At 54.1% G+C, this 25,620-nt stretch carries 24 protein-coding genes; 4 read left to right on the top strand and 20 right to left on the bottom strand.

Annotation, left to right across the window (positions count from 1 at the left end; translation table 11 throughout):
* Positions 1-7: 7 nt before the first annotated feature.
* The 6 genes from MTHE_RS03710 to MTHE_RS03735 form a co-directional block, all read right to left on the bottom strand.
* Positions 8-2,278, bottom strand: a complete 2,271-nt coding sequence (locus MTHE_RS03710; RefSeq protein ID WP_011695907.1) for a CDC48 family AAA ATPase — start codon at positions 2,276-2,278, stop codon at positions 8-10.
* Between the two features lie 608 nt (positions 2,279-2,886).
* Positions 2,887-4,203 (bottom strand): DNA primase DnaG, encoded by a 1,317-nt coding sequence (dnaG, locus tag MTHE_RS03715; RefSeq protein ID WP_011695908.1) that lies wholly within the window; start codon positions 4,201-4,203, stop codon positions 2,887-2,889.
* A gap of 372 nt (positions 4,204-4,575) precedes the next feature.
* The gene (locus MTHE_RS03720) at positions 4,576-5,610 is read right to left on the bottom strand and encodes a 60S ribosomal export protein NMD3 (protein ID WP_175265756.1); all 1,035 of its coding nucleotides are present in this window, start codon (positions 5,608-5,610) and stop codon (positions 4,576-4,578) included.
* Entirely contained in the window at positions 5,607-5,942 is a 336-nt protein-coding gene (locus MTHE_RS03725) for a DUF424 domain-containing protein (protein WP_011695910.1), read from the bottom strand. The genes MTHE_RS03720 and MTHE_RS03725 overlap by 4 nt, the downstream gene beginning before the upstream one ends.
* Positions 5,943-5,968: 26 nt before the next feature.
* The gene (locus MTHE_RS03730) at positions 5,969-6,871 is read right to left on the bottom strand and encodes a hypothetical protein (RefSeq protein WP_011695911.1); all 903 of its coding nucleotides are present in this window, start codon (positions 6,869-6,871) and stop codon (positions 5,969-5,971) included.
* Positions 6,872-6,880: 9 nt separating this feature from the next.
* Positions 6,881-8,080 (bottom strand): methionine adenosyltransferase, encoded by a 1,200-nt coding sequence (locus MTHE_RS03735; RefSeq protein ID WP_011695912.1) that lies wholly within the window; start codon positions 8,078-8,080, stop codon positions 6,881-6,883.
* A gap of 303 nt (positions 8,081-8,383) precedes the next feature.
* Between MTHE_RS03735 and MTHE_RS03740 the strand changes: the two genes are divergently transcribed.
* Positions 8,384-10,003, top strand: a complete 1,620-nt coding sequence (locus MTHE_RS03740; protein ID WP_175265757.1) for an NAD+ synthase — start codon at positions 8,384-8,386, stop codon at positions 10,001-10,003.
* Positions 10,004-10,171: 168 nt separating this feature from the next.
* On the opposite strand, the gene cas4 is transcribed toward MTHE_RS03740, so the two are convergent.
* The 7 genes from cas4 to MTHE_RS03775 all read right to left on the bottom strand — a co-directional run bounded on the left by cas4 (position 10,172) and on the right by MTHE_RS03775 (position 17,006).
* A complete protein-coding gene (gene cas4, locus MTHE_RS03745; RefSeq protein WP_011695914.1) occupies positions 10,172-10,690 on the bottom strand; it encodes a CRISPR-associated protein Cas4 in 519 nt (172 codons plus the stop codon).
* The gene (locus MTHE_RS03750; RefSeq protein ID WP_175265758.1) at positions 10,683-10,946 is read right to left on the bottom strand and encodes a PD-(D/E)XK nuclease family protein; all 264 of its coding nucleotides are present in this window, start codon (positions 10,944-10,946) and stop codon (positions 10,683-10,685) included. Before MTHE_RS03750 ends, cas4 begins: the two co-directional genes overlap by 8 nt.
* 350 nt (positions 10,947-11,296) lie before the next feature.
* Entirely contained in the window at positions 11,297-12,457 is a 1,161-nt protein-coding gene (dnaJ, locus tag MTHE_RS03755) for a molecular chaperone DnaJ (protein WP_011695916.1), read from the bottom strand.
* Positions 12,458-12,471: 14 nt separating this feature from the next.
* Positions 12,472-14,319 (bottom strand): molecular chaperone DnaK, encoded by a 1,848-nt coding sequence (gene dnaK, locus MTHE_RS03760; RefSeq protein ID WP_011695917.1) that lies wholly within the window; start codon positions 14,317-14,319, stop codon positions 12,472-12,474.
* Positions 14,320-14,361: 42 nt separating this feature from the next.
* The gene (locus MTHE_RS03765) at positions 14,362-14,898 is read right to left on the bottom strand and encodes a nucleotide exchange factor GrpE (RefSeq protein ID WP_011695918.1); all 537 of its coding nucleotides are present in this window, start codon (positions 14,896-14,898) and stop codon (positions 14,362-14,364) included.
* A 31-nt stretch (positions 14,899-14,929) separates the two neighbouring features.
* Positions 14,930-16,555 (bottom strand): thermosome subunit alpha, encoded by a 1,626-nt coding sequence (thsA, locus tag MTHE_RS03770; RefSeq protein ID WP_011695919.1) that lies wholly within the window; start codon positions 16,553-16,555, stop codon positions 14,930-14,932.
* Between the two features lie 283 nt (positions 16,556-16,838).
* Complete coding sequence (locus MTHE_RS03775) at positions 16,839-17,006, bottom strand: CxxC-x17-CxxC domain-containing protein (RefSeq protein ID WP_011695920.1); 168 nt, start codon at positions 17,004-17,006, stop codon at positions 16,839-16,841.
* A gap of 362 nt (positions 17,007-17,368) precedes the next feature.
* Here MTHE_RS03775 and MTHE_RS03780 point away from each other — a divergent pair, with 362 nt between their 5' ends.
* A complete protein-coding gene (locus MTHE_RS03780; protein ID WP_175265759.1) occupies positions 17,369-18,646 on the top strand; it encodes a hypothetical protein in 1,278 nt (425 codons plus the stop codon).
* Positions 18,618-19,643 carry a class I SAM-dependent methyltransferase gene (locus MTHE_RS03785; RefSeq protein ID WP_011695922.1) on the top strand — a complete coding sequence of 342 codons (1,026 nt, stop codon included), beginning with the start codon at positions 18,618-18,620 and terminating at the stop codon, positions 19,641-19,643. The genes MTHE_RS03780 and MTHE_RS03785 overlap by 29 nt, the downstream gene beginning before the upstream one ends.
* A 78-nt stretch (positions 19,644-19,721) precedes the next feature.
* Here MTHE_RS03785 and MTHE_RS03790 read toward each other — a convergent pair whose 3' ends face one another.
* The 5 genes from MTHE_RS03790 to nifU all read right to left on the bottom strand — a co-directional run bounded on the left by MTHE_RS03790 (position 19,722) and on the right by nifU (position 23,483).
* A complete protein-coding gene (locus tag MTHE_RS03790; protein WP_011695923.1) occupies positions 19,722-20,456 on the bottom strand; it encodes a CRISPR-associated protein Cas4 in 735 nt (244 codons plus the stop codon).
* A gap of 4 nt (positions 20,457-20,460) precedes the next feature.
* Positions 20,461-21,780, bottom strand: a complete 1,320-nt coding sequence (locus tag MTHE_RS03795; RefSeq protein WP_175265761.1) for a hypothetical protein — start codon at positions 21,778-21,780, stop codon at positions 20,461-20,463.
* Positions 21,777-22,199: a hypothetical protein gene (locus MTHE_RS03800; protein WP_175265762.1), complete on the bottom strand. Its 423-nt coding sequence runs from the start codon at positions 22,197-22,199 to the stop codon at positions 21,777-21,779. Before MTHE_RS03800 ends, MTHE_RS03795 begins: the two co-directional genes overlap by 4 nt.
* A gap of 429 nt (positions 22,200-22,628) precedes the next feature.
* Positions 22,629-23,039 carry a hypothetical protein gene (locus MTHE_RS03805; protein ID WP_011695926.1) on the bottom strand — a complete coding sequence of 137 codons (411 nt, stop codon included), beginning with the start codon at positions 23,037-23,039 and terminating at the stop codon, positions 22,629-22,631.
* 54 nt (positions 23,040-23,093) lie between these two features.
* Entirely contained in the window at positions 23,094-23,483 is a 390-nt protein-coding gene (nifU, locus tag MTHE_RS03810; protein ID WP_011695927.1) for a Fe-S cluster assembly scaffold protein NifU, read from the bottom strand.
* A 312-nt stretch (positions 23,484-23,795) separates the two neighbouring features.
* Between nifU and MTHE_RS03815 the strand changes: the two genes are divergently transcribed.
* Positions 23,796-24,080, top strand: a complete 285-nt coding sequence (locus MTHE_RS03815; RefSeq protein ID WP_011695928.1) for a non-histone chromosomal MC1 family protein — start codon at positions 23,796-23,798, stop codon at positions 24,078-24,080.
* A gap of 85 nt (positions 24,081-24,165) precedes the next feature.
* On the opposite strand, the gene MTHE_RS03820 is transcribed toward MTHE_RS03815, so the two are convergent.
* Together MTHE_RS03820 and MTHE_RS03825 are read right to left on the bottom strand one after the other, a co-directional pair.
* Entirely contained in the window at positions 24,166-24,663 is a 498-nt protein-coding gene (locus tag MTHE_RS03820) for a rubrerythrin family protein (protein ID WP_011695929.1), read from the bottom strand.
* A 43-nt stretch (positions 24,664-24,706) separates the two neighbouring features.
* Positions 24,707-25,369 (bottom strand): nitrite/sulfite reductase domain-containing protein, encoded by a 663-nt coding sequence (locus MTHE_RS03825; RefSeq protein WP_011695930.1) that lies wholly within the window; start codon positions 25,367-25,369, stop codon positions 24,707-24,709.
* Between the last annotated feature and the right edge of the window lie 251 nt (positions 25,370-25,620).

The following is a 25,620-nucleotide window of genomic DNA, read 5'->3' on the forward strand; positions in this document are numbered from 1 at the left end:
AGGATGCTCACACGTACATATCTCCGCGCTCTATCTCCCTGGATGCCTTCTTCCTCAGCGACTCTGCCAGTCGCACATAGTACTTCATGGTGTCCGGAGTAACAGATGGCCCTATCTCGCGAATTGCCGCAAGGAAGTGCCTCTCCCGGACATGCTCCGAGCTCATGCTCTCTCTGAGCGCCAAACGGCCTGCCTTCCTGCATATAGCTGCTATATCAGCTCCAGTGTAGTGCTCTGTCAGCTCAACAAGCGCATCTATATCAACATCCGGAGCCAAAGGCATATTCCTCGTGTGGACCTCGAATATCTTCTTTCTCGAGGGTTTGTCAGGCACTGGCACTAGTATCAGCTCGTCGAAGCGTCCGGGCCTCAGAAGCGCCGGATCCACGATATCCGGGCGGTTCGTTGCTCCTATTACCACAACACCATGGAGCTCCTCCAGGCCGTCCAGCTCTGATAAAAGCTGATTCACGATCCTCTCCGTGACATGAGGCTCGCCGACCGCACCGCCACGGACCGGAACGAGTGCATCGAGCTCGTCCAGGAATATCACAGCTGGAGCAACCTGTCTGGCCTTTCTGAATATCTCTGCGACCCGCTTCTCACTCTCTCCATACCATTTCGAGAGGAGCGCACTCCCCTTTGCTGTTATGAAATTGGCATCGCTCTCATTTGCCACCGCCTTCGCGAGCATCGTCTTCCCGGTGCCTGGAGGTCCGTAGAGAAGTATTCCCTTCGGCGCGTTGATGCCCAGTCTCTTGAAGTTGCTCGCGTAGCGGAGCGGCCACTCTACGGCCTCTATGAGGAGCTGCTTTACATCCTCAAGGCCACCTATGTCATCCCATGTGACCTTCGGGACCTCAACCATTATCTCCCTCAGCGCAGAGGGCTGTATCTCCCTGAGGGCAGCCTCAAAATCCACTCTCTGGACGACGAGCCTGTCGAGGATCTCCTTGGGTATTGTCGGCTCATCCAGATCTATCTCCGGCAGGATCCTGCGCAGAGCGTTCATGGCGGCCTCTCTACACACAGCTGCTATGTCAGCGCCCACGAATCCATAGGTGAGTTCTGCGAACTCCTCGATGTTGACATCTTCTGCGAGAGGCATTCCTCTTGTATGTATCTGAAAGATCTCCTTTCGCCCCTCAAAATCCGGCACTCCGAGCTCAATCTCCCTGTCAAACCTTCCGGGCCTCCTGAGGGCGATATCCAGGGCCTCAGGTCTGTTGGTGGAGCCGATGACGAGAACGTTCTTCCTCTCCTTCAAACCGTCCATCAGCGAGAGGAGTTGTGCCACCACACGCCTCTCCACCTCTCCTGTGACCTCCCCGCGCTTCGGAGCTATCGAATCCAGTTCGTCCAGGAATATTATCGCAGGAGCGTTCTTCTCAGCCTCCTCGAATATGTCCCTCAGCGCCTTCTCCGACTCGCCGTAGTACTTGGACATTATCTCAGGCCCGTTAACAGAGATGAAGTAGGCATCGCTCTCATTCGCCACAGCCTTCGCGAGCATCGTCTTCCCGGTGCCTGGAGGTCCATAGAGGAGGATACCCTTAGGAGGATCTATGCCCAGCCGATCGAAGAGCTCCGGGTGCTTCAGCGGGAGCTCAATCATCTCCCTGACCTTGGTTATGGCGTTCTTCAGCCCTCCAACATCCTCGTAGCAGACAGACGGCACCGGGCGCTCTGAGACCTCTACTGCCTGAGGAAGAAGCTCGATCTCAGTGGCATCGGTTATCTTGACGATCCCTGACGGATTTGTGGAGATAACTCTGAGCTTGATCTCTCCCAAACCGAACGCCTGCGCTCCGAGGAAACCCCGAAAGATCTCCTCGAACATCGTCTCTCTGCCAAATGTATCTGATGGTGGTCTTCGCACACTTGTGGTCGAGATTATATCACCCTTGCATACCGGTCTTCCCTGGAATACCTTTGTGAGCACCTCGCTCGGAGCGAAGATCTGCATACCTTTCGTCACAGGGGCAAGAGTCACATGCTTTGCCTCAGACCACTCCGCCTTCCTCACCTCCACGTACTGACCTATGCTCGATCCGGCGTTCGATCTGATCAGACCGTCCATGCGTATGATATCCAGCCCCTGGTCTGCGCTGTAAGCACTCACAACCAGAGCTGCTGTTCTCCTATCCCCTGTTATCTCGATAACATCGAGCGGGCGTACGCCCATCCTCTTCATGAAGTCGTCGCTGACTCTGGCTATGCCCTTTCCCACATCTCTTTGATCTGCCTCTGCAACCTTCAGCCGCACAGATTCGCTCATAATCCAAAACCATCCCCTGAATATGGCACGCTTTTTCCGATCTCTGAATTCGAGAGCTCCAATCCCCCATGGGAATATGGTGGATTGATTCTTAAAAGTTTGCCTGCCATGGCCAAAAAATACAGCCCCGGCCACGAGATCCATATCCATGCACAGGAGGTATTCTCTTTTCGATGAGATATCAGGTCGTGTGGGTGTATCACTGAAATCAGGAACATACAACCCCGTGGAGGTAATACAATATTATGCCAAAGCATGCTGGCCTCTGAGAGCCTGTTCAGCTATTGGGGTGCACGACCAGATATCCTGATTTGATATGCTCCCCATCTGCTGGAGGAAACCCATCTGATAACCTTGCATAAAAGGCAAAGTCGATTGCATCTGATAGCAAAACTCACTTCTCCAACAATTCAACCACATAAACCAATAGACGCTCATATTTGCGTGGCAACTTGTAGGGCATGCGATGTGGTTGGTGATAGCATTCATCCATTCGACATGAACGCATAGCATGACCACTGCTCATTGGGGCAAGTCATCAAATGGATAAGAGCGACCAATAGAAATAGCAGATGAGGAGATCCGGTCAAATCTCCCCCAAGATATGATCACTGACCGCTTGTTATGACCTTTATCCCGACAGGAGTCTTCGCTATGCTCCCCATCTTTGCCCCTATAAGATAGTCCAAGCCCTTTTCAGCCGCGATATCCAGAAGCCTCTGAGTTATCACTCCATCAAATATCACACCATGAACGCTGCCGTTTGACTCCTTCAGCTCTCTGGCAAGGTCCCTCACAGCCACGTCCCTTATCGGGTTGTTGTTCCTGTCAAAGAGTCTTGCAGTGAGCGTTCCGTCGAGCTCTTCGACATGATGCTTGAACCACTCCTCGGGCTCTTGACCCTCGATCTCCGGCTCCTCGTAATGCTCATGAACCTCTTTCTGATGCACCCTGGTTTGAATCTCATGTGGTGGTGCTATCTCAGCATGGTGTGCTATGGGAACCACCTGGGCGACGGTCCTGACAGAGACAGGCCTCTCTCTTATCAGGCTCTTGCGCTTTGTCACAATCTCCCGCTTCTTCCTCGTGAACGGCTTGATCTTGTACATATCCATGACCTGCTCGACAGGGATCTTCTGACGGAGTGCGCGTATGATCTCCTTCTGGGTCAGCTCCTCCACGCACTTGCCCTCAGGCGCACGTGCGACATAATCTATATCCGCGACCTGCAGGAGCTCCTTGACAATGAGCTCACCACCGCGATCGCCATCTGTAAATGCTGTGGCGATCTTCTTCGAGCAGAGCTCTGTGATTGTGGGAGGGATGTTCGTCCCCCCAACAGCAACAGCGTTCTTTATGCCATACTTCAGAAGGTTCAGGACATCAGCCCGGCCCTCCACAACAAGAATCGCATCCGAATCCAGAACGTTCGGGCCCGCCGGCAGGTTGTCCTTGCCTATGTAGGTGATTTCCTCCACCCGCACAGACTGCTTAATCTCCTCGGTGATCTGCTCCGTCTCCAGGAGGTTCTCATCGAACATCTCCACCAGTATTCTCTTCGCCCTGTCGATGATGTACTTCCTCTTCGCAGCTCTGACATCCTCTATCTTTGTAACATGTATCCTGGCCATGCAGGGCCCAACCCGGTCTATGGTCTCAAGCGCTGCAGCCAGGATCGCAGTTTCAACCTTATCGAAGCTTGATGGTATGGAGATTGTGCCCATCGACTTTCCGCCACTTGATGATATCTGGACGTCTATCCTGCCAAGCCTTCCCGTCTTCTGAAGATCCCTTAGATCGAGGTCGCTGCCCAGCAGCCCCTCCGTCTGGCCGAATATTGCTCCCACGACATCCGGCCGCTCAACTATGCCGTCTGCAGTGATATCAGCATAAATTATATATTTTGTTGTGTCAACACTCTGCATATAAGACACCCCAAATTTTAAAATAGTCAGATAAAAGCCACGCTGACCTCCATTGCTCGACAGGGAGACCTACCCACACTGTATCGGCGTCACCCAACTGCCCCACATTCACAGCCATTCAGCCAAAATACCCTTCAGGTGCCCTTCCTATCGAGCTGTAATGATCATGAACGTGCATTTATCCAACTATTCACATGCTTATTTATCAGCTTTATGGATCGTGTGATAACTGCCCACTGTGGTCCTACCGAGCTCTCATGCGAGATACAATGCTCTTACAATAGCTCCCACGCGAGCATCTATCGACATATAAGGGGGAAAACTAGTTTAATAACTTTTTGGTACTACCATCTCGACATATATTTTATAATATCAGTATAATAAAAACAAACCCCTATCTGTATGCAATACTTTCACCTCTGCTCCAGATTCTAGGTTCATCCCGGCCGGGCGAATCGCGAGCACAGTTCGGTAGCTCTCCGGATCCAGGACCTCAACCACACTCTCATCGACGGAGACCACCACGCTCTTCCTGGCCCTCGAGCTATCTCCTATGATCTCCGCAGCATCTGCCTCCTCTTCAGATATGAAGAAACGCTCTCCTTTGTCAAGAGAGATGACAGCAGTCCTCCTTCCCTCAAACCCCACAACCTCCATCACAGTGCCCTTCGAGTATATCACATCGCCCTTCCTGAGCCTGGGCAGGCGCACGAGCATGGTAGTTCTGAAGACGTCCTTCCCGTCCCTGCATCCCACGAGCTTCACGGATTCCTGGATCCTGCCACCGAACCTCTGTGCGATGGTTTTTGCGATATGTCTTCCAAGCTGCGTGGAGCCCACAATGATGTCAATACCGCCCCTGACATCCTTTATATCCTGGATGAATGCAAGCCGATCGCCCTTTTTGTATCCAGCTGCCGCGAGGCTCTGGGCGATCTCCCTGGCCTCTGAGAGATCGCTCTCATCGGGCGGCCTGTCCCTTCTCCTGACCTGAACTATGCCCTCGAAGTACCTGCCGGCGATCCTGCTGCATCTGTCGCATGTGCGCCTTGATACCCTGACCCTGACCTGACAGTCCGCATGCACTATGGTGCCCCTGAACATTCCGCTCAAACGGATATCTGCCACGAACCTCGTCGCTCCCCTCTGATGCAGGAGGATCTCCAGCTCCACATCCTCGAGCTCGCGGTGGACAGAGATCTCCTTGAAGAGAGCATTTCTTATTAGCTCATCCAGATCTGAATCTGACTGCCTCCACCGCCCCCTGTCCAGGATCGAACCGCAGACCGGGCATATGACGATCTCGATCTGATCCGGGCAGATCATGAACTCTGTAGTCTCCAGGATGCAGGAGAGGCAGAGCCCGTCGTCAGATGCCCCACCGCATCTGGGACATATGCTCCTCACATTCGCACCATCTGGGCACACGGTACCCCATCGATACGCAGAACGTTCTCGCGATCGACGTATTCGAATGCTATAGCCCATGCGACAGCTCTCTCGCCAACGAAGTTCGCTATGGTCGCCTCCTCGAGAGCCATCTCGAGCATCGCCGCCGATGCCAGTTCCTGGCCGAAAAAGCTCACGCTCACCTCGAGCTGGAGCTCTTTCTCCGTGAACCGCTGTCCGAGCAGCTCGCTATCGCACACTGCCACCAGGACCTCCCCGCCGATCGTGTACGTCCTGAGACACATCGACATCTCATTGTAATCGCCTGGTGCACCATCATCTCCCATCATGCTATCCTTTTATGTGTCATGCTGGTTTATATCTCCTCCTGACCGCCAGGCATCTCCAGGTGAACAAATCCATGGTTTGTGACAGTAGTATTCAGGACAATATCAAGCGAGCCGCCCGGGCTGGATGCATTTCTGGTGAAGCTCCTAGACTCACCTGGGCAGAGCCGAAACACCTCGCCCATGTGTGCCATATGCACACAGCCAGCCTCGATGCCCAGGATCCCAAACCGATCCGTCTCGTTCGTCTCCATTGCCGGCACCTCTGCGGTGTACGGCAGCCTCACCGCATTGAGCATGCTGCTCGCACCTCCGCCGAGATCTCCGGAGAGCGAGATGCCGGTTCCAAGTACAAGATCCGCATCCTCCACTCCATCAATGGGGACCATCGATCTCAGCATGCCATCATCCAGCGAGTACGTTGGAAAATCTATCATGATACGCGGACCTGGCCCTGTTCTGGCGATGCCGTGCTCAACCGTCCAGATCTCGAGAAAGATTTGCTCCCCAGATGTACCTCCTGTACCCTTTTCACCTCCATCGATCCTGAGCACCCCACCATCGACCGCGACAAAGATCCGATCCCCAAGAGCTGCTATCGATTCAGGATTGCTCAGACCTGTTGCTATATCACGGATGCTTCCGTTCCTGATTGATGTTACTCTGTCTGAGCGTGAGACCAGCAGTTCGCCGTTGCTGATTGCCATCCCTCTGACACGCCCATCGATCTCAAACCGATCCAGAACCGTCCCATCCGGTGACACCCTCAGGATCTCCGTTGTATCGCTGCCGGCCCTGTAGATCGCCGCGTAGAGATCATCGCCGGTGCTGATCAGCGCATCCGGCCTCTCCCCACTCCAGACCAGTGTGTCTGCTGCATGTGAGAGTGAGGTCACAAAAATGAGCAGCATGACCAGAGCCAGCACTCTCATAACACCACCTCAGTATGTCTGGAGCTCCCCGTGGAAGATCATCTGCTGCACCCTGGGAATGTCCTCGAGCCACCTGTCAGTTATCTCCCGCGCCCTGGCATGTGCCGAACTCAGCCTCACCCCCTCCTTCAGGACGAGCTGCACCGAGGCGATGTGCGGCTGGCTTATTGGCTTGCCGATCTGAGAGAGTATCTTCACATAAACCTCCTCCACACCATCCACCTCCTCAGCAATCTCCTTTGCTATGAGGTTCGAGAGGAGGTTGTAGATCTTGCCAACGTGGTTGATCGGGTTCTTTCCTGATGTCGCCTCTAGGCTCATCGGCCTGTTGGGTGTTATCAGACCGTTTGCACGGTTGCCCCTTCCCACAGCACCGTCATCCCCCATCTCCGCAGAGGTGCCCGTAACAGTGATGTACACGGATCCGGTGGCTATGTTATCGCCCACGTTCATCTGCACATCGACCCTGCGCCTTGTCATCGACTGCGCCTTGGCGGAGATCTCCTCCACGATCTCCTTCTTCGTCTCCACATAGTGATCCAGATCATCGATGTATCTGTCGACCATTGCGCATGCAATTGTAAGATAGATTGTATCGTCTTCCCTGAGACCCATGACCTTTATATCCTCTCCTATCGCTGGTATCCTGCTCCTGAGCGATAGAAGCTCCTGCTCCGTGCTGTACACGATCCTCTCAGTCTCGGATAAAGGAGCATATCCAACGCCGTATGATGTATCATTCGCGCTCGGCACAGTGGATGCATCTCTGTCGAATATGTCACATAGATCCGCAGAACCTGTGCCGATCTTGCAGTCGATGATGACATGTGTATCCAGATCGAGGTTTCTCAGAGCTCTCTTGAGGTGATTTCGTGCTGTTCTGAGCGCTATCGCATCCACAGGCACCTCAACATCTCCGCATACCCGTGTCGCCCTGCCTGTGAGCAGTATGTACTGGGGCTGGATGACCTCCCCACCGCCGAATGCTGGCCTGGAGCGCCCCGCGACTATCTGTATCTTGTCGGTGTTGTGGTGAAGCACCCTGCCGAACCTCTCGATATACTCTTTACAAAGCGCTCTGCTGATCTCCTCTGCGATGCCATCTGCAACGCTGTCCGGATGCCCCAGCCCCTTGCGCTCCACAACCTCTATCTTCTGCTTCTCAACAGGCCTCTGGGTAAGCTCCTCGACCCTGATATTTCTGGTCATGACCCCATCCTCAGTTCAGATCTTCGAGCTCAGATCCACCAGCTCCCTATTAATACTTTGGTCGGTGGAATCGGGCTGCCCGGATAAGGAGTAAGTATCCCTGCCATCCAAAAACAGCAAGCCACAGCTTTCTGAATTCAGCTCTTAATCGGACAGGTCCAGTGGAATGAAACTCTGGCTCGTTTGAGTGATACCGCAGGGCAGAAATTTATTGATGGTATGCCGACTGCTTTTAGTCCTGTCTTACGAGCAACTCGCCTGATCCAGATTGGTATATATAAGACATGCGCATATGCCGGTACGATGAGAGTTGCTCTTCTCCAGATCAATACAACCGTCGGAGACCTCGAGGGTAATGCATCTCTTATCAGAAAAGCGGTAGAGTCGCTTGATGCTGACCTGGCGGTAACCCCAGAGATGGCACTGGTGGGATACCCTCCGCGCGATCTTCTTCTGATGCCTGGATTCGTGAAAAACGCCTGGGATGTTCTCACGCGGCTGGCACTCGATCTCGAAGATTCACCACCTATGCTTGTCGGGATACCGGAGCCGAACAGATCCGAGACGGGAAGGCCGCTCTTCAACTCTGCAGCTCTTCTCGCAGATGGATCTGTGAAGCAGATCTTCCGCAAGACTCTGCTCCCCACATACGATGTCTTCGACGAGGACAGATACTTTGAGCCTGCATCAGGCCCGCAGATGCTGAACTTAAAGGGGAGGACATTCGGGATATCCATATGCGAAGACATCTGGAATGACAGAGACATCTTCAGGCGCAGACGGTACCACAGGGATCCACTGGAGGATCTCCGTGGCGCTGACTGCTTCATAAACATGTCAGCATCGCCATTCACGGCAGGAAAGCATCTCAAAAGAGAGATGATGCTCAGCAGCATCGCCCGCAAGTATGGTGTGCCGCTGATCTATGTGAACCAGGTCGGGGGCAATGACGACCTGGTCTTCGACGGCAGAAGCTGCGCCTTCTCTCCGTCAGGAGAGCTAATCGCAAGGGCAGCGGCGTTTGAGGAGGATGTGCTCATAGTGGACATCGATTCCTGCAGCGGATCTGTTTCCAGAGACGACTTCTCCCCGGAGTCAGAGATCTGGAGGGCGCTTGTGCTTGGCACCAGGGATTATGTTCGCAAGTGCGGGTTCAGGTCCGCTGTGATCGGGCTCTCCGGAGGAGTAGACTCATCTCTCACAGCTGCAATCGCTGCTGAGGCGCTTGGCCCTGAAAACGTGATCGGTGTTTTAATGCCCTCACCGTACACGAGCAGGGAGAGCATGGAGGATGCGCTGGAGCTTGCGAGGAATCTATCCATACAAACCATCACGATACCGATAAGCGAGATAATGGCAGCATATGAGCGCACGCTCGAGCCGATTTTCAGAGGCGTGGAGAAAGATGTGACCGAGGAGAACATACAGGCCAGGATAAGGGGCAACCTGCTCATGGCGCTCTCGAACAAGTTCGGGCATATCGTGCTCTCGACAGGGAACAAATCAGAGCTCGCAGTCGGATACTGCACGATCTACGGGGATATGTCAGGGGGTTTCGCCGTGCTCTCCGATGTCCCAAAGACCATGGTCTACAGGATGGCGAGATGGATCAACATGAGAGGACCTGTTATCCCGCAGAGTGTCCTCGAGAAGGCTCCATCTGCAGAGCTCAGGCCCGGCCAGCGGGATCAGGATACTCTCCCGCCATACGAGACCCTGGACGAGATCCTGCACAGGCACATAGAGCAGCGCCAGTCTGAGGAGGAGATCGTGAGCGCCGGTTTTGATCAAAAGATGGTGAGATACGTCCTGAAGATGGTCAAAACCGCGGAGTTCAAGCGGAAACAGGCGCCTCCAGGAATCAAGGTCACAGACCGTGCCTTCGGGAGCGGCTGGAGGATGCCGATAGCATACATGATGTAAATTCCGCCCTGTTCGTGAAGAGCATGTAAGTATCGTGGAAGCGGGCCATGGTAGGGGATAGCCGGGCGCAAACTCCAATCTTCAGGAGAGGAGGTCACAAAAAGCAGTATGCCCACTCTTCGGAGAGGAAGCCTCGGAGATCGACATCCTCCGATATCACTGGATCTGTCATAGCGCCTGTTTGCAGCCCTTGCGAAATGAGCACTTCGCACATCTCGCCCGATGGTTGTGATTCCTCTGAGCATGACCATTTCTCAGCGCGTGTCTCATCTCGTCGAGTGCGCTCAGCACCTCATCCCTGAGATCTCCATCTAGCTCTATCCTGTGGCGCCTGTTTCCGTAGACGATGTAGCCATATGGAACATCTGTTCTGTAGAGCTCCTCCATGATCAGGCCGTAGGCTGCGAGCTGAAGCTGATGACTCCTGTACGGCTTTTCTGTCAGGCTGCTCTTGACCTCGACGGGTATCAGATGTCTGCCCTCTTTGATTATGGAATCCGGTTTTCCTGAAAGGCCATAGCGCTCTGAGCGAAGAATCTTTCCGGAGCCGGAGAGATCCGAGTAGATTGCGTCCCCATCAGGCAGCCCATACCTCTGGCGCAATGATCTGGCAGCTGAGGAGATCTTCATGGAGAGCAACAAAGACACTGTGCCCAGAGCGAACAGAAACAGCGCAATCTCATTCATGAGCGAACCATCCAATAACTGATAAAAGCATCAGAAGCCCTCCTGCGACCCTCAGGATGCCTGAGATCTTTTCCAAGAAGCGAGATCTCGAGAGGGATGTGCCAGCCGCCCTGTGCATCTCCTTTCCCTCTCTGAGATCCCTGCGCATGTGCCCGGAAGGCCGCACTCCCATCCTGCCCTGGTACCAGGCCAGGGAACAGTACGCATACTCAGCGATCTCAGACGCCGATATCCATTCCTTATTCTGGCGGAACATCACACATGGAGGTGGATCCGATTATTTATAAAATTGGCGGCATAAGTAGCATGTGGCTTGATGCTCTGAGCTTCTCAGGATATAAGCATTGGAACTGCAGCATATCGGTTATATGGAGCAATGGGGCTGTCATCTACCAGGAAAACAACAGCATAAGCCCTATCGCTCTTATGTGTCTAGCAACTTGAAGGAGATACAAGCTGGTTGCTGAAATCACCCATTCGTTAGCCGGAATCGCATAGCAGGACCAGTGTCTCTTCTGGCAAGTCATCATATGGAGAAGAGCGAGACCTATTTGTCTCGAATTACTGAAAAATGCATGTATATAAATGAGATGCGCCCTTCATACCCTACCGCACAGCGCCCTTGACCTCGTCAACTATCTTCTCGAAAAAACCTGTTTTTCCCTGATGCCTCCTCGTCTCCGTCTCGCCGAACTCCCTGGCGAGCTCCTCGAGGAGCTGTCTCTGTCTTGGTGTCAGAGATGCGGGTATCCGCACATTTGTTCTCACCAGAAGATCTCCTGTGCCCGTTCCATGGAGCCTGGGCATGCCCTTACCTTTGATCCTGAAGAGGGATCCGCTCTGCGTTCCCGGAGGTATCTTCAGGCGCGCCCTCCCATCCAGCGTCGGGACATCGAGCTCCGTGCCGAGAGCAGCCTGGGTCATGCTGATGTTCATCTCATGAATAAGATTGTCACCATCCCTGGAGAAAAGAGGATGCGGCCTGATATTGATGAATATGTATAGATCCCCCGGCTCGGCCGGTGCCCCTGGAGAGAAAGGAGGAGCCTCGCCCTGGCCTCTCAGCTTGAGGTGGTGGCCTGTATCGACACCCGGCGGGATCCTGACGTTTATCTTCCTGTACCTCCTGACCCTGCCTGTGCCGTCGCAGTCGTCGCAGGGCGTCTGTATCACCTGCCCCCTTCCACCGCACTTTGAGCAAGTGGTCGATGTCACAATCTGACCGAACGGCGTCACCTGTGTCCTCGTTATCTGTCCGGTGCCGTGGCAGCTCTGGCACCTCACCGGCGACGTCCCGGGCTTTGCGCCTGTGCCGGAGCATGTCCTGCAGACCTCTGTCCTGGGCACCTCGATTGTGGTCTCCAGGCCTGAGGCCGCCTGCTCCAGTGTTATCTCCAGGTCGTATCTGAGATCCCTTCCCCTCACGGGCCCGTGGCGGCCCCTGCCGAAAAACATGTCGAAGATGCTATCGGTGCCGAACCCGAAGCCTCTGAGCAGATCCTCGAAGTCGACGGATCTGAAGAGATCCTCCTGGGAGTATTGGCCGATGCCTGCATGCCCGAACTGATCGTACTGCCTCCGCTTCTCAGGATCTGAGAGCACTGCGTACGCCTCTGAAATCTCCTTGAACCTCTCCTCTGCATCAGGTGCGTCGGAGCGATCGGGGTGGTACTTCATCGCCAGCTTACGGTAAGCGCTCTTGATCTCCTTCTCAGTGGCGTTCCTGTCGACGCCGAGGATCTCGTAGTAATCCCTCTTCTCCGCCACCCCGACCGCCTCACTCAGCGCTTATCGTCGTTCACGACCTCGTAGTCAGCTTCAACTGTCTTGCCGCCAGATGTGGAGCCTGAAGCCGAGCCGGTAGCAGATCCGCTCTGGCTCTGTGCAGCCCTCTGATACATCGCTGCAGAGAGCTCATACACCGCATTCTGGAGCTTCTCCATCTTGCTCTTGATCTCCTGGACGTCCTTCCCCGAGAGAGCATCTCTGAGCTCGGATATCGCCTTCTCGATCCTCTCCCGCTGCTCGGACGTGGCCACATCCCCAGCTTCCTTCAGCATCTTCTCAGTCGTGTATATTAGGTTGTCAGCCTGGTTCCTGGTCTCGATCTCCTCCCTGCGTCTAGCATCCTCCTGCGCGTACCTCTCCGCTTCCTTCACCTTCTGCTCGATCTCCTCCTTCGAGAGCCTGTGAGGCGCTGTGATGGTGATCCGCTGCTCCTTCTTCGTAGCAAGATCCTTCGCTGAGACGTGAAGTATGCCGTTCGCATCTATATCGAACGTGACCTCTATCTGCGGAATTCCGCGGGGCGCTGGGGGTATGCCCACGAGTGTGAACCTGCCAAGGGAGATGTTGTCCTTAGCAAGCGGCCTCTCGCCCTGGAGCACATGTATCTCGACGCTCGTCTGATTGTCCGCTGCGGTCGTGAAAATCTGGCTCTTCCTGGTTGGGATCGTTGTGTTCCTCTCTATCAGCCTTGTCATGATCCCGCCGAGGGTTTCAACGCCCAGTGAGAGCGGCGTGACATCCAGGAGCAGGATATCCTTGACCTCGCCCGCGAGCACTCCTGCCTGTATGGCCGCGCCCATTGCGACGCACTCCATCGGATCAACGCCGCGCTCGACATCCTTTCCCATGACGCGCTTAACGAACTCCTGTACCGCGGGCATTCTCGTCGGCCCACCAACCAGGATTATCTTATCGATATCGCTCTTGCTGAGCTTCGCATCGCTGAGCGCCTGCTCCATCGGACCGCGGCACCTCTCCAGCACATCCTGGATGAGTTCCTCCAGCTTCGCCCTCGTTATCGTCATGTTCAGATGCTTCGGACCACTGGCATCCGCTGTTATGTATGGGAGGTTTATCGTTGTCTGGAGCATGGATGAGAGCTCGATCTTTGCGACCTCCGCGGCCTCACGGAGACGCTGCATCGCCATCACGTCATTTCGCAGGTTGATTCCCGTCTCCTGGCGGAACTTCTCAACGATGTAGTCGAGGAGCCGCTCGTCCATGTCCCTGCCGCCGAGCTGTGTATCGCCACTTGTCGACTTGACCTCGAAAACTCCTTCACCCATCTCCATTATCGTGACATCAAGCGTCCCGCCGCCGAGGTCGAAGACCATGATCTTCTGCTCGCCCCCCTTGTCAAGACCATAGGCCAGCGCAGCAGCCGTCGGCTCGTTGATTATCCTCACAACATCAAGCCCTGCTATCGTGCCCGCATCCTTCGTCGCCTGCCGCTGGTTGTCGTTGAAGTACGCAGGCACCGTGATCACTGCTTTCTCAACCTTCTCCCCCAGGAAGGCCTCTGCATCCTGCTTTATCTTCCTCAGAATATGGGCGGAGATCTCCTCGGGAGTGTACTCCTTTCCGAAGACCTTTACCTTGTAGTCGGTTCCCATCTTTCTTTTAATACCAGTTATCGTGCCCTCAGGGTTTGTGATGGCCTGCCTCCTGGCCGGCTCCCCCACAAGGACCTGGCCATCCTTTGTGAATGCAACATATGATGGGAACGCCTTTCCGCCCAGGCTCGTGCCCTCAGCGCTCGGTATTATCGTCGGCCGTCCGCCGATAAGCACTGCAGCCGCAGAGTTGCTGGTCCCAAGATCTATGCCTATGATCTTCGACATGCTACCATCCCCTAAACATAATTATGCGATTAACATTTAACCTTATCCATGTTTTGCGACAGCTACCTTTGATGTTCTTATGACTCTTGAATGAAGTGTGTACCCCTTCTGGAACTCCTGGACCACGATCCCATCCTCAGCCTCCTGGGATTCGACCTGCATCATCGCCTCATGCACAAACGGATCGAATTTCTTCCCCACAGCATCTATCGGCTCCAGGCCCTCAGATCTCATTATATCCAGAAGCTGATCGTAAAGTGCCTTCGCGCCCTCGTCGTGCTTTGCTGCCTGCTCCAGGCTGTCCAGAAATACCAAGAGCTTTTTTATGATCGCCTCTGATGCGAACCTTGCGAGCTCCTCCCTCTCCCGGGAGTTTCTTTTTATGACGTTGTCCAGCTCTGCCCTGCATCTCAACAGCTGCTCGAGCCTCTCATCCGCAATCCTCTTAACATCTTCAAGCTCCTGCCGCAGTTTCGCTACTTCATCCACAGGAACGCCTTCAGTGGTGCCTTCGGCAGGAGCTGATTCCCCATCCTCTTCAGTGCCCTCAACGGACTTCTCTGAAAGTTCATCTGCCATGGCGCCCACCCTCAAAAGAGGATGTGAGTGCTTACATCCTCGTGTAGTCGTGTGGACTCTGGCCTGGCTTCGGCTTGAGCTCCTCTCTCTTAGCAGCTATCACATCATCCACCCTGAGGATCATTGTGGCGACTTCTGCTGCTGACTTCACCGCCTGCAGCTTGACCTTGAGCGGCTCCACAACACCGCCATCGAGCATATCCGCAGTACCTCCGTTAAGCACATTGACTCCATACGCTTTGTGACCCTCCCCATGCTTTGCTCTCAGAGCTACAATGGCGTCTATCGGATCAAGTCCTGCGTTCTCTGCAAGCGTCCTGGGTATTACCTCGACAGCATCTGCAAATGCCTTCACTGCCAGCTGCTCCCTGCCGCTGAGCGTCGCAGCGTACTCCCTCATCCTCTCAGCGACCTCGACCTCAGGAGCGCCGCCGCCCGGGACTATCTTTCTGTACGAGAGCACATCGCCAACGACCATCAGGGCATCGTTCAGGGCCCTCTCCATCTCGTCCAGGAAGACTTCGGATCCGCCGTGGACTACGATTGTCACTGCCTTCGGGTCCCTGCACCCCTCAATGAAGATCATGTGCTTGTCCTTCTTGATCTTCCTGTCCTCAACGACCCTGGCATGCCCAAGATCCTGCGACGATGCCTGCATCGGATCGCCTATGATCCTCGCGCCGGTTGCGAGGGCGAGCATCTTCATATCCTCGTCCTTGACTCTGCGTGCGGCGAGCATGTTGTGCTTTGCCAGGAAGTGCGATGCAGCAACGCCGATGCCCTTCTGGCACAGCACCACATTTGCTCCAGCCTTCGCGAGAGCCTCAACCTGTGCCTCCAGGACTTTCTTCTCACCCTCCTTGAAGTTCCTGAGACCCTCGACCTCTGAGATCGTTATCTTTGCGTCCGTTCCAAGCTTCTTCAACTCGAGCGTCGCATCCAGCAGGGCGATCCTCGCATTCTCGACCCTTCTGGGCATCTCAGGATTCAGGCGCTCTAGCTCGAGAACGATGCCGTGAACGAGCTCTGTGTCTGCGAGGCTCCCGCCGGTGATCTTAACTATCTTCACCCTGTTCTCAACATCCACCTTCCCGTTGTCCTCGATGGCGAGAGCTGCATCCACCACAATATCTGCAAGCTTCTCTTTCATCGCCTCGATGCCCTTGCCGGTCATTGCGGTCATTGCTATCTTTCTCAGCACCTCTCTGTTATCTCTTGTGACCTCGACCGACATGCTCTCGAGAATCTCGCTGGCCTTCGCCTCAGCAGTCTTGTAACCCTGAACGATTGTAGTGGGATGGACGCCTTTATCAAGCAGTTCCTCTGCCTTCTTAAGAAGCTCTCCCGCAAGGACGACAGCTGTCGTGGTTCCATCTCCCACCTCGTCATCCTGCGCCCTTGCAACCTCCACGATCATCTTGGCGACCGGATGCTCGATGTCCAGCTCCCAGAGTACCGTTGCGCCATCATTTGTTACCACCACGTCACCATTGCTGTCCACCAGCATCTTGTCCATGCCCCTCGGGCCAAGGGTTGTTCTCACAGCCTCTGCCACTGCCCTCGCCGCTGTTATGTTTTTATGCTGGGCCTCACGTCCCACATCACGCTTGGCACCTTCCTTTAAAATGATGATCGGATAGCCGCTCATTCCAGCCAAATCAACTCCTCCAAAGCCTGGCTGGGCTTAAAGCTGTTTGAGGTTCTATATAAAGATTCCGAAGTGGCGATGGAACGTGTCTGAATAAGGATTAGGTGTTTCTGACATGCAGAATGCGGCAAGGTCCAGATTTCTGGCCACAGCTCATATCCGGACAGGTCCTGGCGATGCCGATCTCAATCGTACCAGGATAAGACCCACAGTCAGATCCGATACAAAATCAAAAACAGCCAAACAAAAACAGATTTAGAAATGAGCCTCTGCGCCTCTCGGCGCATGGATCTCATCTCACCCTTGCGGGCCTGTGTTTCTGATAGCACTCCTTGCAGTATACGGGCCTGGACCCATCGGGCTTGAATGGAACCTGCGTCTGTTTACCGCAATCTGAGCATATCACATCATGCATCTCTCTTGGGCCGCGGTTGAAGCCACCCCTGTTACCAAATCTCATATATTTCACTTCTTATTCGGCTCGAGAAGAGCCGCTCTTGCCACAAACACATCTCAACAAAATCACTTGAATCGATGTAAGTGCAGCACTTCAACGAAGAACGACTCAGTATATATGGTTATCCCCTGAATTGGGCTGAACTGCCTCCCGGAGAGAAGGATCGTCACAGAAATGCAACGTCAATTGCTTATGCAGTGCCTCTAACCATAGCTCATACGAGCCTGTGGGATTGATCTGACATCATACCAGTGCATGCCGATTGCTGACAGTCTGTTAAACTATTCAATCACAGCTGATCAACTGATGGCACGCTGCATCTGCATCGCCATGCGCAGTCGGCGGATTTCCAAAAAATACTTATCATGGTCTGCGCAGGTACAGATACGATGGATGTCTCCTTCTCATCATGGAAGCTCGCAAACGAAGGCAAAAGCCCGCTTCCGCTCAGCGGAGAAAGCTTCGCATTCCTGTTTGACAGGAGGTACACGAACAGGCTAAACAGAATGAGTCGTGTCTTTTTCGAGGCCTATGCGAAGGCGACTGCCGAACTTGCCCTCTCAGAGGACAGATTCCCCAGCCTGAGCGAGGTCGAGGCGAAGATGGAGGGCGGGGCTGTCTATGCCTTCAAAGACAGACTCATGAAAAACACAGAGTTCTTTGATGAATTGAAGATCTCAGGAGTCTCATACCTCATTCCAAAAGCGTCTCATTTCGTGGACTCCGCTGGAGTATACACCGATCTGATCTTCGATTTTGGCAGGGGGACGGTCACACTGCCCAGCAGGAGAAAGGTCTCGCTGCTGAAGGAGAGGGCCGAGATCAGAGAGCCAGAGGCTGGGGTGACCGCTGAAGAGGAAAAACTGGCTACGGAGAAAGCTCCAGGAATCGAACCCGCAGGCGTGGAAGAGATGCCGAGGGGCGAGCCGAGTGGAGAGGCTGCTGCAGAGGCCCCAGCGCAGGAGACGTCTGCAGAGCCGATACCATCCCCCCCGAGGCATGATGTTGCCGAAGCCCTGTACACAGAAGAGGAGAAAGAAGATCGCGCCGGAGAGGTCCAACAACCGGAGCCCTCGGCTGCACCTGAGACTAGAGGAGGGGCTAAAGAGGAGATCGAGGCTGAGAGGAGAGGCTACACGCGAATTCAGATCGGCATCATCTTGGCAGCACTGCTCATCGTTGCCGGGATTGGCGCATTCTTCATGTACTTGCCTTCTCTCGCCCCTGCTCAGATAGACCACGTGCTGTATGGTGCGTACATCTCGAACAGCACAAATGAGAGCGTGCTCAACTTTGACATCAAGAACTCTGCCGGCATAGAGCATGAGGTGGAGCTCATCCTCCCCGAGAACATCGACAGATCTGTGATCGCCAGGGGTGGCACCGTGACTGTGTCCCACTACAAGGGTACAGTAGTCCGGATGGTCTCGTCCGGAGACTCGAGCATAAAGGTGTATCTCTCTGAGAAGAGAGATTCTGTTCCGGTCGTGCTGAGCGTATCGGTGCCGGAGGGCTACGACTCAGGAATAGTGGTCCATGGCAGGAGCTATGAGGTGACCAAGAAGGACCGCGAGCTCGAGCTCAGACTGAATGTCACATCCGAGAGGGTGGAGTTTGACCAGAGCTACATGCGAACGCGATAGACTTGCTGTGGTGGTAAGGAGATCTGAGGCAGCTAACGTCATCGGAATGCTTCTAGAGGGCGGGCTGCTCGATAAGCGCAGGAAGATCGTGCGGAGAGGGGGGATGGTTGAGATTCCTGTACTGAAAGAGAGAGCTGGGATTCAGATCATCGAGCAGCAATCTCCAGAGTACTATCTCAAAATGCCGGAGCTCTCAGATCTCCTAGACGGAGCGATTCCAGAGCGGCTCAGAGATCTCCTCCCGAGTGGCTGGTTCATACTGGGAGACACGATAATAGTCAGGATCCACCCTGCCCTCTCAGAGCACAAGCAGATTATAGGCAATGCTCTTCTCAGGCTCTATCCAAGATGCAGATGCGTTCTTGCAGATCATGGAGTCAGAGGCCAGTTCAGGGAGCCATGCAGGGAGGTGATCGCAGGGACACCTGGGGAGACGATCCACAGGGAGAACGGAGTTCTCTTCAAGCTGGATCCGATGAAGATAATGTTCTCCCAGGGCAACCTGAAGGAGAGGATGCGGATGGCATCTCTCGGTAAAGATGAGGTCGTCGTTGATATGTTCGCAGGGATCGGTTACTTCTCCCTGCCGATGGCCGTGCACTCAAGACCATATAGGATCACCGCGATCGAGATAAATCCAGTCGCTCACAGATACCTGGTGGAGAATATCCGGCTGAATCGCGTTGAAGAAATCGTCGAGCCGGTGCTTGGCGACTGTGCTCTTCTGACACCTGAAGGAGAGGCAGACAGGGTCATAATGGGCATGGTGGGGATAACCGACAGATACCTGAGAAAGGGGATAGAGGCACTGAGGCACGGAGGCATCCTGCATTACCACCAGAACGTGCCCGCATGGCAGTATCCCGACGCCCTGATGAGACCTCCTGTGCATGCTGCAGCACTTCTCGGGAGATCTGCGGAGCCCATCGGATGCCATAAAATCAAGAAGTATGCGCCAGGGATCATACACGGGGTCGCGGACATCAGGATATGCTGATCTGTGATGTGTGTTCTCACAGCGACCTGTTCGCATCCGACCTCAAGGAGCACACGAGGACGATGCGGATTTCAGGAATCAGAGCATCCTGGAGATCGTGCAGCTTTTGATCCCGCAAATCCCGGCCATCTCACACGAATCGCATCTCTCGCCCCTCACATCAGGCATCTCTCCATCGCGTATCTCACGCACGCGGTCCCTAACCCAGAGCGCCCTCGATCTGTCCAGGCTTCTGATGCGAATGCGTCTCATCTCCCCATCGCGCACATACTCCACCTGTCCCGTGGATACCTCCACGCCAAAGCGCTCCTCCAGGAGCATCGCGTATCCAGCGAGCTGTATCCTGTCCCGTCTCCACACACCCTCTCCTGGTGATCTGCCGGTGCGGACTATGGATGGAATCATCTTATCCTCTCCGCCCAGCAGCATTCCAAGCAGCCCTCGCCGCCGGGGCTCGGGCCTGACCAGCCTGTCCAGGATGCCGGAGAGCCCCAGGCGCTCTGAGCGCAGCTCCACCTCGATATCGCATGGCTTTATGAGATCCCTCGGAACAGACGCGATCCTGGAGATCGAGTCCCTCATACCATCGATGGATCTGACGACGTCTTCCTCAGGGATTCGGTGGACTGTCGCCAAGTCTCTAACAACCTTAGACATATCTCCGCGTAGGTCATCTGGTGCGGAGTAAAGCGCGAGGTGTCGGAGAATAGTGCGCTCGATGTCAGCTCTGAAGCATTCTCTGCCCATAAACTCCAGATAGACCAGCATCGGGCACCTCAGGTAGAGCCCTATGTCGTGAATCCTGACAAGCATGTGATCACAGCCTGAACATTGCCCTGAAGCTCTTGGATCCCATCTCGCTCTTTCTGCTGGACAGCATTCCATCGGGAGGAGATGCGTACGAGGCACTTACTGTGGCGTTTGGCGGCGATGGGATCGATGCCGCTGACGGGACGCCGGTCTCATTAATTTGTAACTCGTGCACCTCCACAGGCATGCCGCTCCAGAGTGGCAGTCTGAAGCTCGCTATAAAGAGATCCTCCTGTTCAATATCCCCTGAGGGCATCGTGCCGGCGACCACGCATTCATCTCCACCGTACGTAAGAGACGTTGCGATGCCCCTGCCCAACCTGTAAGACGCGAGAGGCACGCCGTTCGAATCCGTGACCACCAGAATCATGCTCCAGTCGTTGGCCAGTCCACTTCTTCCAGCCACAATGTAACCATCATCTGACTCCGCGACCGCCATGCCCACCTGGTCCCCCTCACCTCCAAAGCTCCTCCACCAGAGTAAATCACCCGCTTCGGAGATCCTGGCGAGCAGTATGTCCCTGTCCCCCCTATTAGTCTCGGTTCTTCCCACCAGAACAAAACCATCTCCAGATGGGATCATCGAGAGCGCCGCATCGCTTCCCGTGCCACCAAAAGATCTGTTCCAGATCTCCGACCCCAGATGGTCCGTCATGACAAGATACACATTCTCGTTACCCGATTCTGTGCAATATCCTGCGGCTATGTACCCGAAGGGAGTAGATGCCACCGAGAATCCGACATCATCCTGAGATAGGCCGAAGGCCTTCGACCATAAGACCTCGCCATCCCGATCCATCTTGATCATCCACAAATCCTTGCCACCTGCGCCGAAGGATCTCGTCGATCCGGCTATCACAAAACCATCGCCCGAGTCCCTGACAGACCATCCGGCCTCACCATCTGTGATGAGACCGCCCAGCACCTTGTCCCAGATGAGATCTCCACTCTCATCAAGACGCAGCACCCACAGCTTCTCGCCTCCGGGACCGAAGGAGTCAGTGGTGCCGACCGCGATGAAGCCCCCACCCTCCACCTCGTCTATCCCGTAGCCCATATCATCACCAGGGCCGCCGTAGGTCCTGGCCCATTCGATCTCCCCCCGGCTGTTGAGCTTCAGCACCCAAAGATCTGTATCGTTCCTCACGGTGTATCCGATAACCACGTATCCGCCGTCGCTCGTTTCACTCAGAGACCATGCGCCGTCTGCATATCGGCCCCCGTAAATATGCATCCACACGACCTCAGGTGGCAGGGTCTGTGGGACTATATCTCCATGCCCATCAATAATCAGAAAAACTATCAGAAGCAGTGATATAGATCTCATGCTGCCGGCTCGTGGAAGATCACAGACTTATCAACCTGGAAATCCCCGCTGAGGGTGATTCTGGACCATATCCCCTCTCTCCCAAATTTCTTCTTGCTGGCCTCCATGCTCCAGAAGCCCCTGATGTTCCCGTTCACAGAGGACGCAACATCACTTCCGCCACTCATTGTTGAAATCGTATCATTAGAGGAGATGCCAGGTGCTGTGGTCTGATTCATCGTGCTGTTTGAATCGAGATTTGATTTATTCAGACTGAGAGTGCTGTTATCCGCCGGCAGAGACTGGGTGCTTATCAGTATCGCCTCCAACGATGAAAGGAGACGCTTCTCCATCATCGAATGGGATTCCGAGGATATGCCAAAGTTGAGAGCTGAGGATAATCCGATCATCAGCACCATCACTGCCACAAATCCCTTCAACACACCACCCCCTTGTAGGGAGACACTCTAGTGATTTTAATCTTTCCATGCTGTGTTGGGACGTGTCCGGATAAAGAGGAAGTCTATTTGATGAGCATATCTTCAAGGCTCACGATTCAAACACACGGCCTTTATTAGGACAGGTCCCTCTGTTGAATAATGTTTGAAGATCCGATAGCAGAGTCTGACTTAATACAAATTATAATTCTGTTAAAAATCGATAGCATTTGGCATTAGAGCTTTTAATTATTCAACACAACATCTTTCCACAGTGCCTGTAACGCCCCAGAATCTCCCGCACACCCAATAAAGGATCAACGTATGAAAAGAGCACTTCGTATATGCGATTCAGCTCCCCCAAACCGTCACCTAAAGTGAGAGCTGCCTGTGATGAGAGATGGATTTTGGTCTCGCATCTCCAGTGGGGTGTCAGATCAGGCTTCTGAAGAGCACCGGCCTCCCTGAGACCTGGGAGATCATCCACGGATCGTTCACCATCTCCGGAGATGCAAAGTCTGGTGCGTTTTTTGCGCTCAGGCTCGCATTCTCGATTATTGGCGTGCTGTTTGTGGGAAATGCCGGATAGAACCACATGCCTGAGCCCATGTACTCGAGTCTGCCACCTACGAGCGTGTGCCACTTTGGAATCGATCCCCATGACCAGAGCCCATCCGTCGTTGCATTTGTTCGGTTCTTCTCAACCCCCTCCACCTGCTCCAGGCTCTGCAGCCAGGCTCTGCCAAAATCACCTCCAACCTGCTGTGCACCCCACCCAGGCACGGCGACTACATACAGGAGCGAAATGAGAAACAGAATGACAGTCAGCGCGATGATCCTCATACGCAACCTCCCTGCCACCAAACACATATGTGGGCTCTGTATACCTGCAGCATCTTAATGCTTTTGCTTTTTCGAGAGGTAGTCGTTGATGGCTGCATGCAGAGCATCTGCCGCGAGGTTGGAGCAGTGCATCTTCTGTGGAGGCAGGCCATCGAGAGCATCTGCCACGTCATTTCTTGTTATCCTCATCGCCTCCTCCAGGCTCTTTCCTCTAGCCATCTCCGTTATCATGCTGCTCGTGGCGATTGCGGCCCCGCAGCCGAACGTCCTGAACTTGATGTCCTCTATTTTCTCATCCCCCACCTTTATGAAGATCTCCATGAGGTCCCCACAAACAGGATTTCCGACTTTGCCGTATCCATCGGGATCATCTATGACTCCAACATTTCTGGGGTTCATGAAGTGCTCCATCACCTTTTTGCTGTAGCCGGTCTGCTGAATCATGTGTGGTTCTATGTAGACCGCAGGATATTATATTTTCGCTGACATTTATGCGACCGGTTTACTTCGTTTTATCTCCATGAGATGCTGTGCCGGTGGATGCCGATGCGAACACCAACTTTTGAAATACCATATAATTCGAGCCACATACAGATAATCGCAGTTCAGATCGGATAACCATGTCGAAAGGGCATGCGCAGAGATGTACTTTCACCAATTCCTGAGATGGAACAAAAAATTAATATAAGGGGATTTGATATATACATGCAGAAGTACTTAAGAGCCCATGGATATGGATAATTCGAGGTATAAAAAATGGCGGAAAAAAAGTCTGAGAAGAGGAACTTCGCATTGAGGGATGCCGAAGGAAACGAGATCGGTGTCTTCAGCGGGAAGCAGCCGAGACAGGCGGCGCTCAAGGCTGCAAACAGAGGGTTCACGGATATCAGGCTGAGAGAGAGGGGGACGAAGAAGGTCCACATCTTCAAGGGATGGAGGACTCAGGTGCCGAAGCCACCAAATGCGCCCGCATGGATGCCGGACATGATCTGGAAGCCGAACGTCAAGAAGATCGGAATAGAGAAGCTGGATAAGATTTAGGGAAAGACAGGGGGAAGCAGGGAGCCCGCCCTTCGAGGGCGCGGGAGCGGCTCATTTTTTACCACGCCCTATACTGCGGATCACTTCAGTCTATCCGCCTGAACGACGATCCCTTAGCTCCGCATATCGGGCATCTCTCTGGAGGCTCCCTTCCGACGGTCATCCCACATACCGGGCATACGAAGTAGGGATACTCCTCCTTTGACTCTTCCAGCTTTGCCAGTGCCTCCTTGTAGAGCTCTGCGTGGACCTTCTCCACCTCATTTGCATAGCGAAACGATATCTCAGCGGCCTTCTTTCCTTCATCCCTGGCGGTCTTCAGCATCTCGGGGTACATATCCTTGAACTCGTGCGTCTCTCCTGCCACCGCCTCCTCGAGGTTCTCCTTCGTCGAGCGTATGGCGTTAAGCGCTCTCAGATGGTTCATTGCATGGACTGTCTCAGCCTCAGCTGCTGCCCGGAAGAGCCTGGCGACCTGCGGATACCCGTCCTTCTCCGCCTTCTCAGCAAATGCCAGGTATCTCCTGTTCGCCTGCGACTCTCCGGCAAACGCCTCCTTCAGGTACTCCTCTGTCTTGGACATCATTCTCACCCAAAAAGCGACTCCATCTCGGAACTCCCGGATTTTATGATCCCAGCACCTCGGCCTTGAACTTCTCGAAGCCGATCTCCTCGATGAACTCCCCCAGACGCTGCTTCCTCGCATGCGCCTTGTAGTAGTTGATTATCCTGTCGACGAGATCGATCGCCTCCTCATCATTCAGGTTCTCAGCCAGAACCTGCGCGATCCGCGGCTTTGCGCCGGCGCACCCTCCAACGACGACACGCCAGCCCTTCGATGTGCCTATAAGCCCGACATCCTTGATCCATGGCTCGGCGCAGGAGTTCACACAGCCAGAAACACCCATCTTGAACTTCCAGGGGAGCTGGTAACCATGATACCTCTCGTCGAGCTTCAATCCGACTCCGACTGAGTCCTGCTGGCCTCTCTTGCAGAACGTTGTTCCCGGGCAAATCTTGACGCTTCGCACGCACATCCCTATCGCATGGCCCGGGCTCATGCCGAGATCCTTCCACGCGTTGTCTATATCCTCAGGCCTGATGCCTACTATTGCAATCCTCTGAGCGGATGTGAGCTTCAGCACCTTTGCGTTGTACTTCTCAGCAACATCTGCGATTCTTCTCAGCGTGGCCGGGTCGATTATACCTCCGGGTATGTGTGGAGCTATAGCGTATGTCTCCTTGTCGCGCTGCACAATTGCGCCCTTCTCCAATATGTCCTTGGACAATACAAAACCCCCATATGAGATCGATGTTTTTCTTATTTCAATTATACGATATGATGAGAGCTGTCGGAATGAAAATCAACTGAAGTACTCACCAAATACGTTATTCTTAAAAAAAAATGTTATATGCCGAGTAGCGTTTCCAGGCAGCGTGAGCAAGATGCTTATCTCGACCTTCTCGGCAGGTCCTCAGACCTCGCCCTCCTGGAGACCTCTGTGCCCCTCGATCTTCTCGCCACGTCAGATCGAGTCCG

Source organism: Methanothrix thermoacetophila PT (genome assembly GCF_000014945.1).
In the GTDB taxonomy this organism is placed as follows: Archaea; Halobacteriota; Methanosarcinia; order Methanotrichales; family Methanotrichaceae; genus Methanothrix_B; species Methanothrix_B thermoacetophila.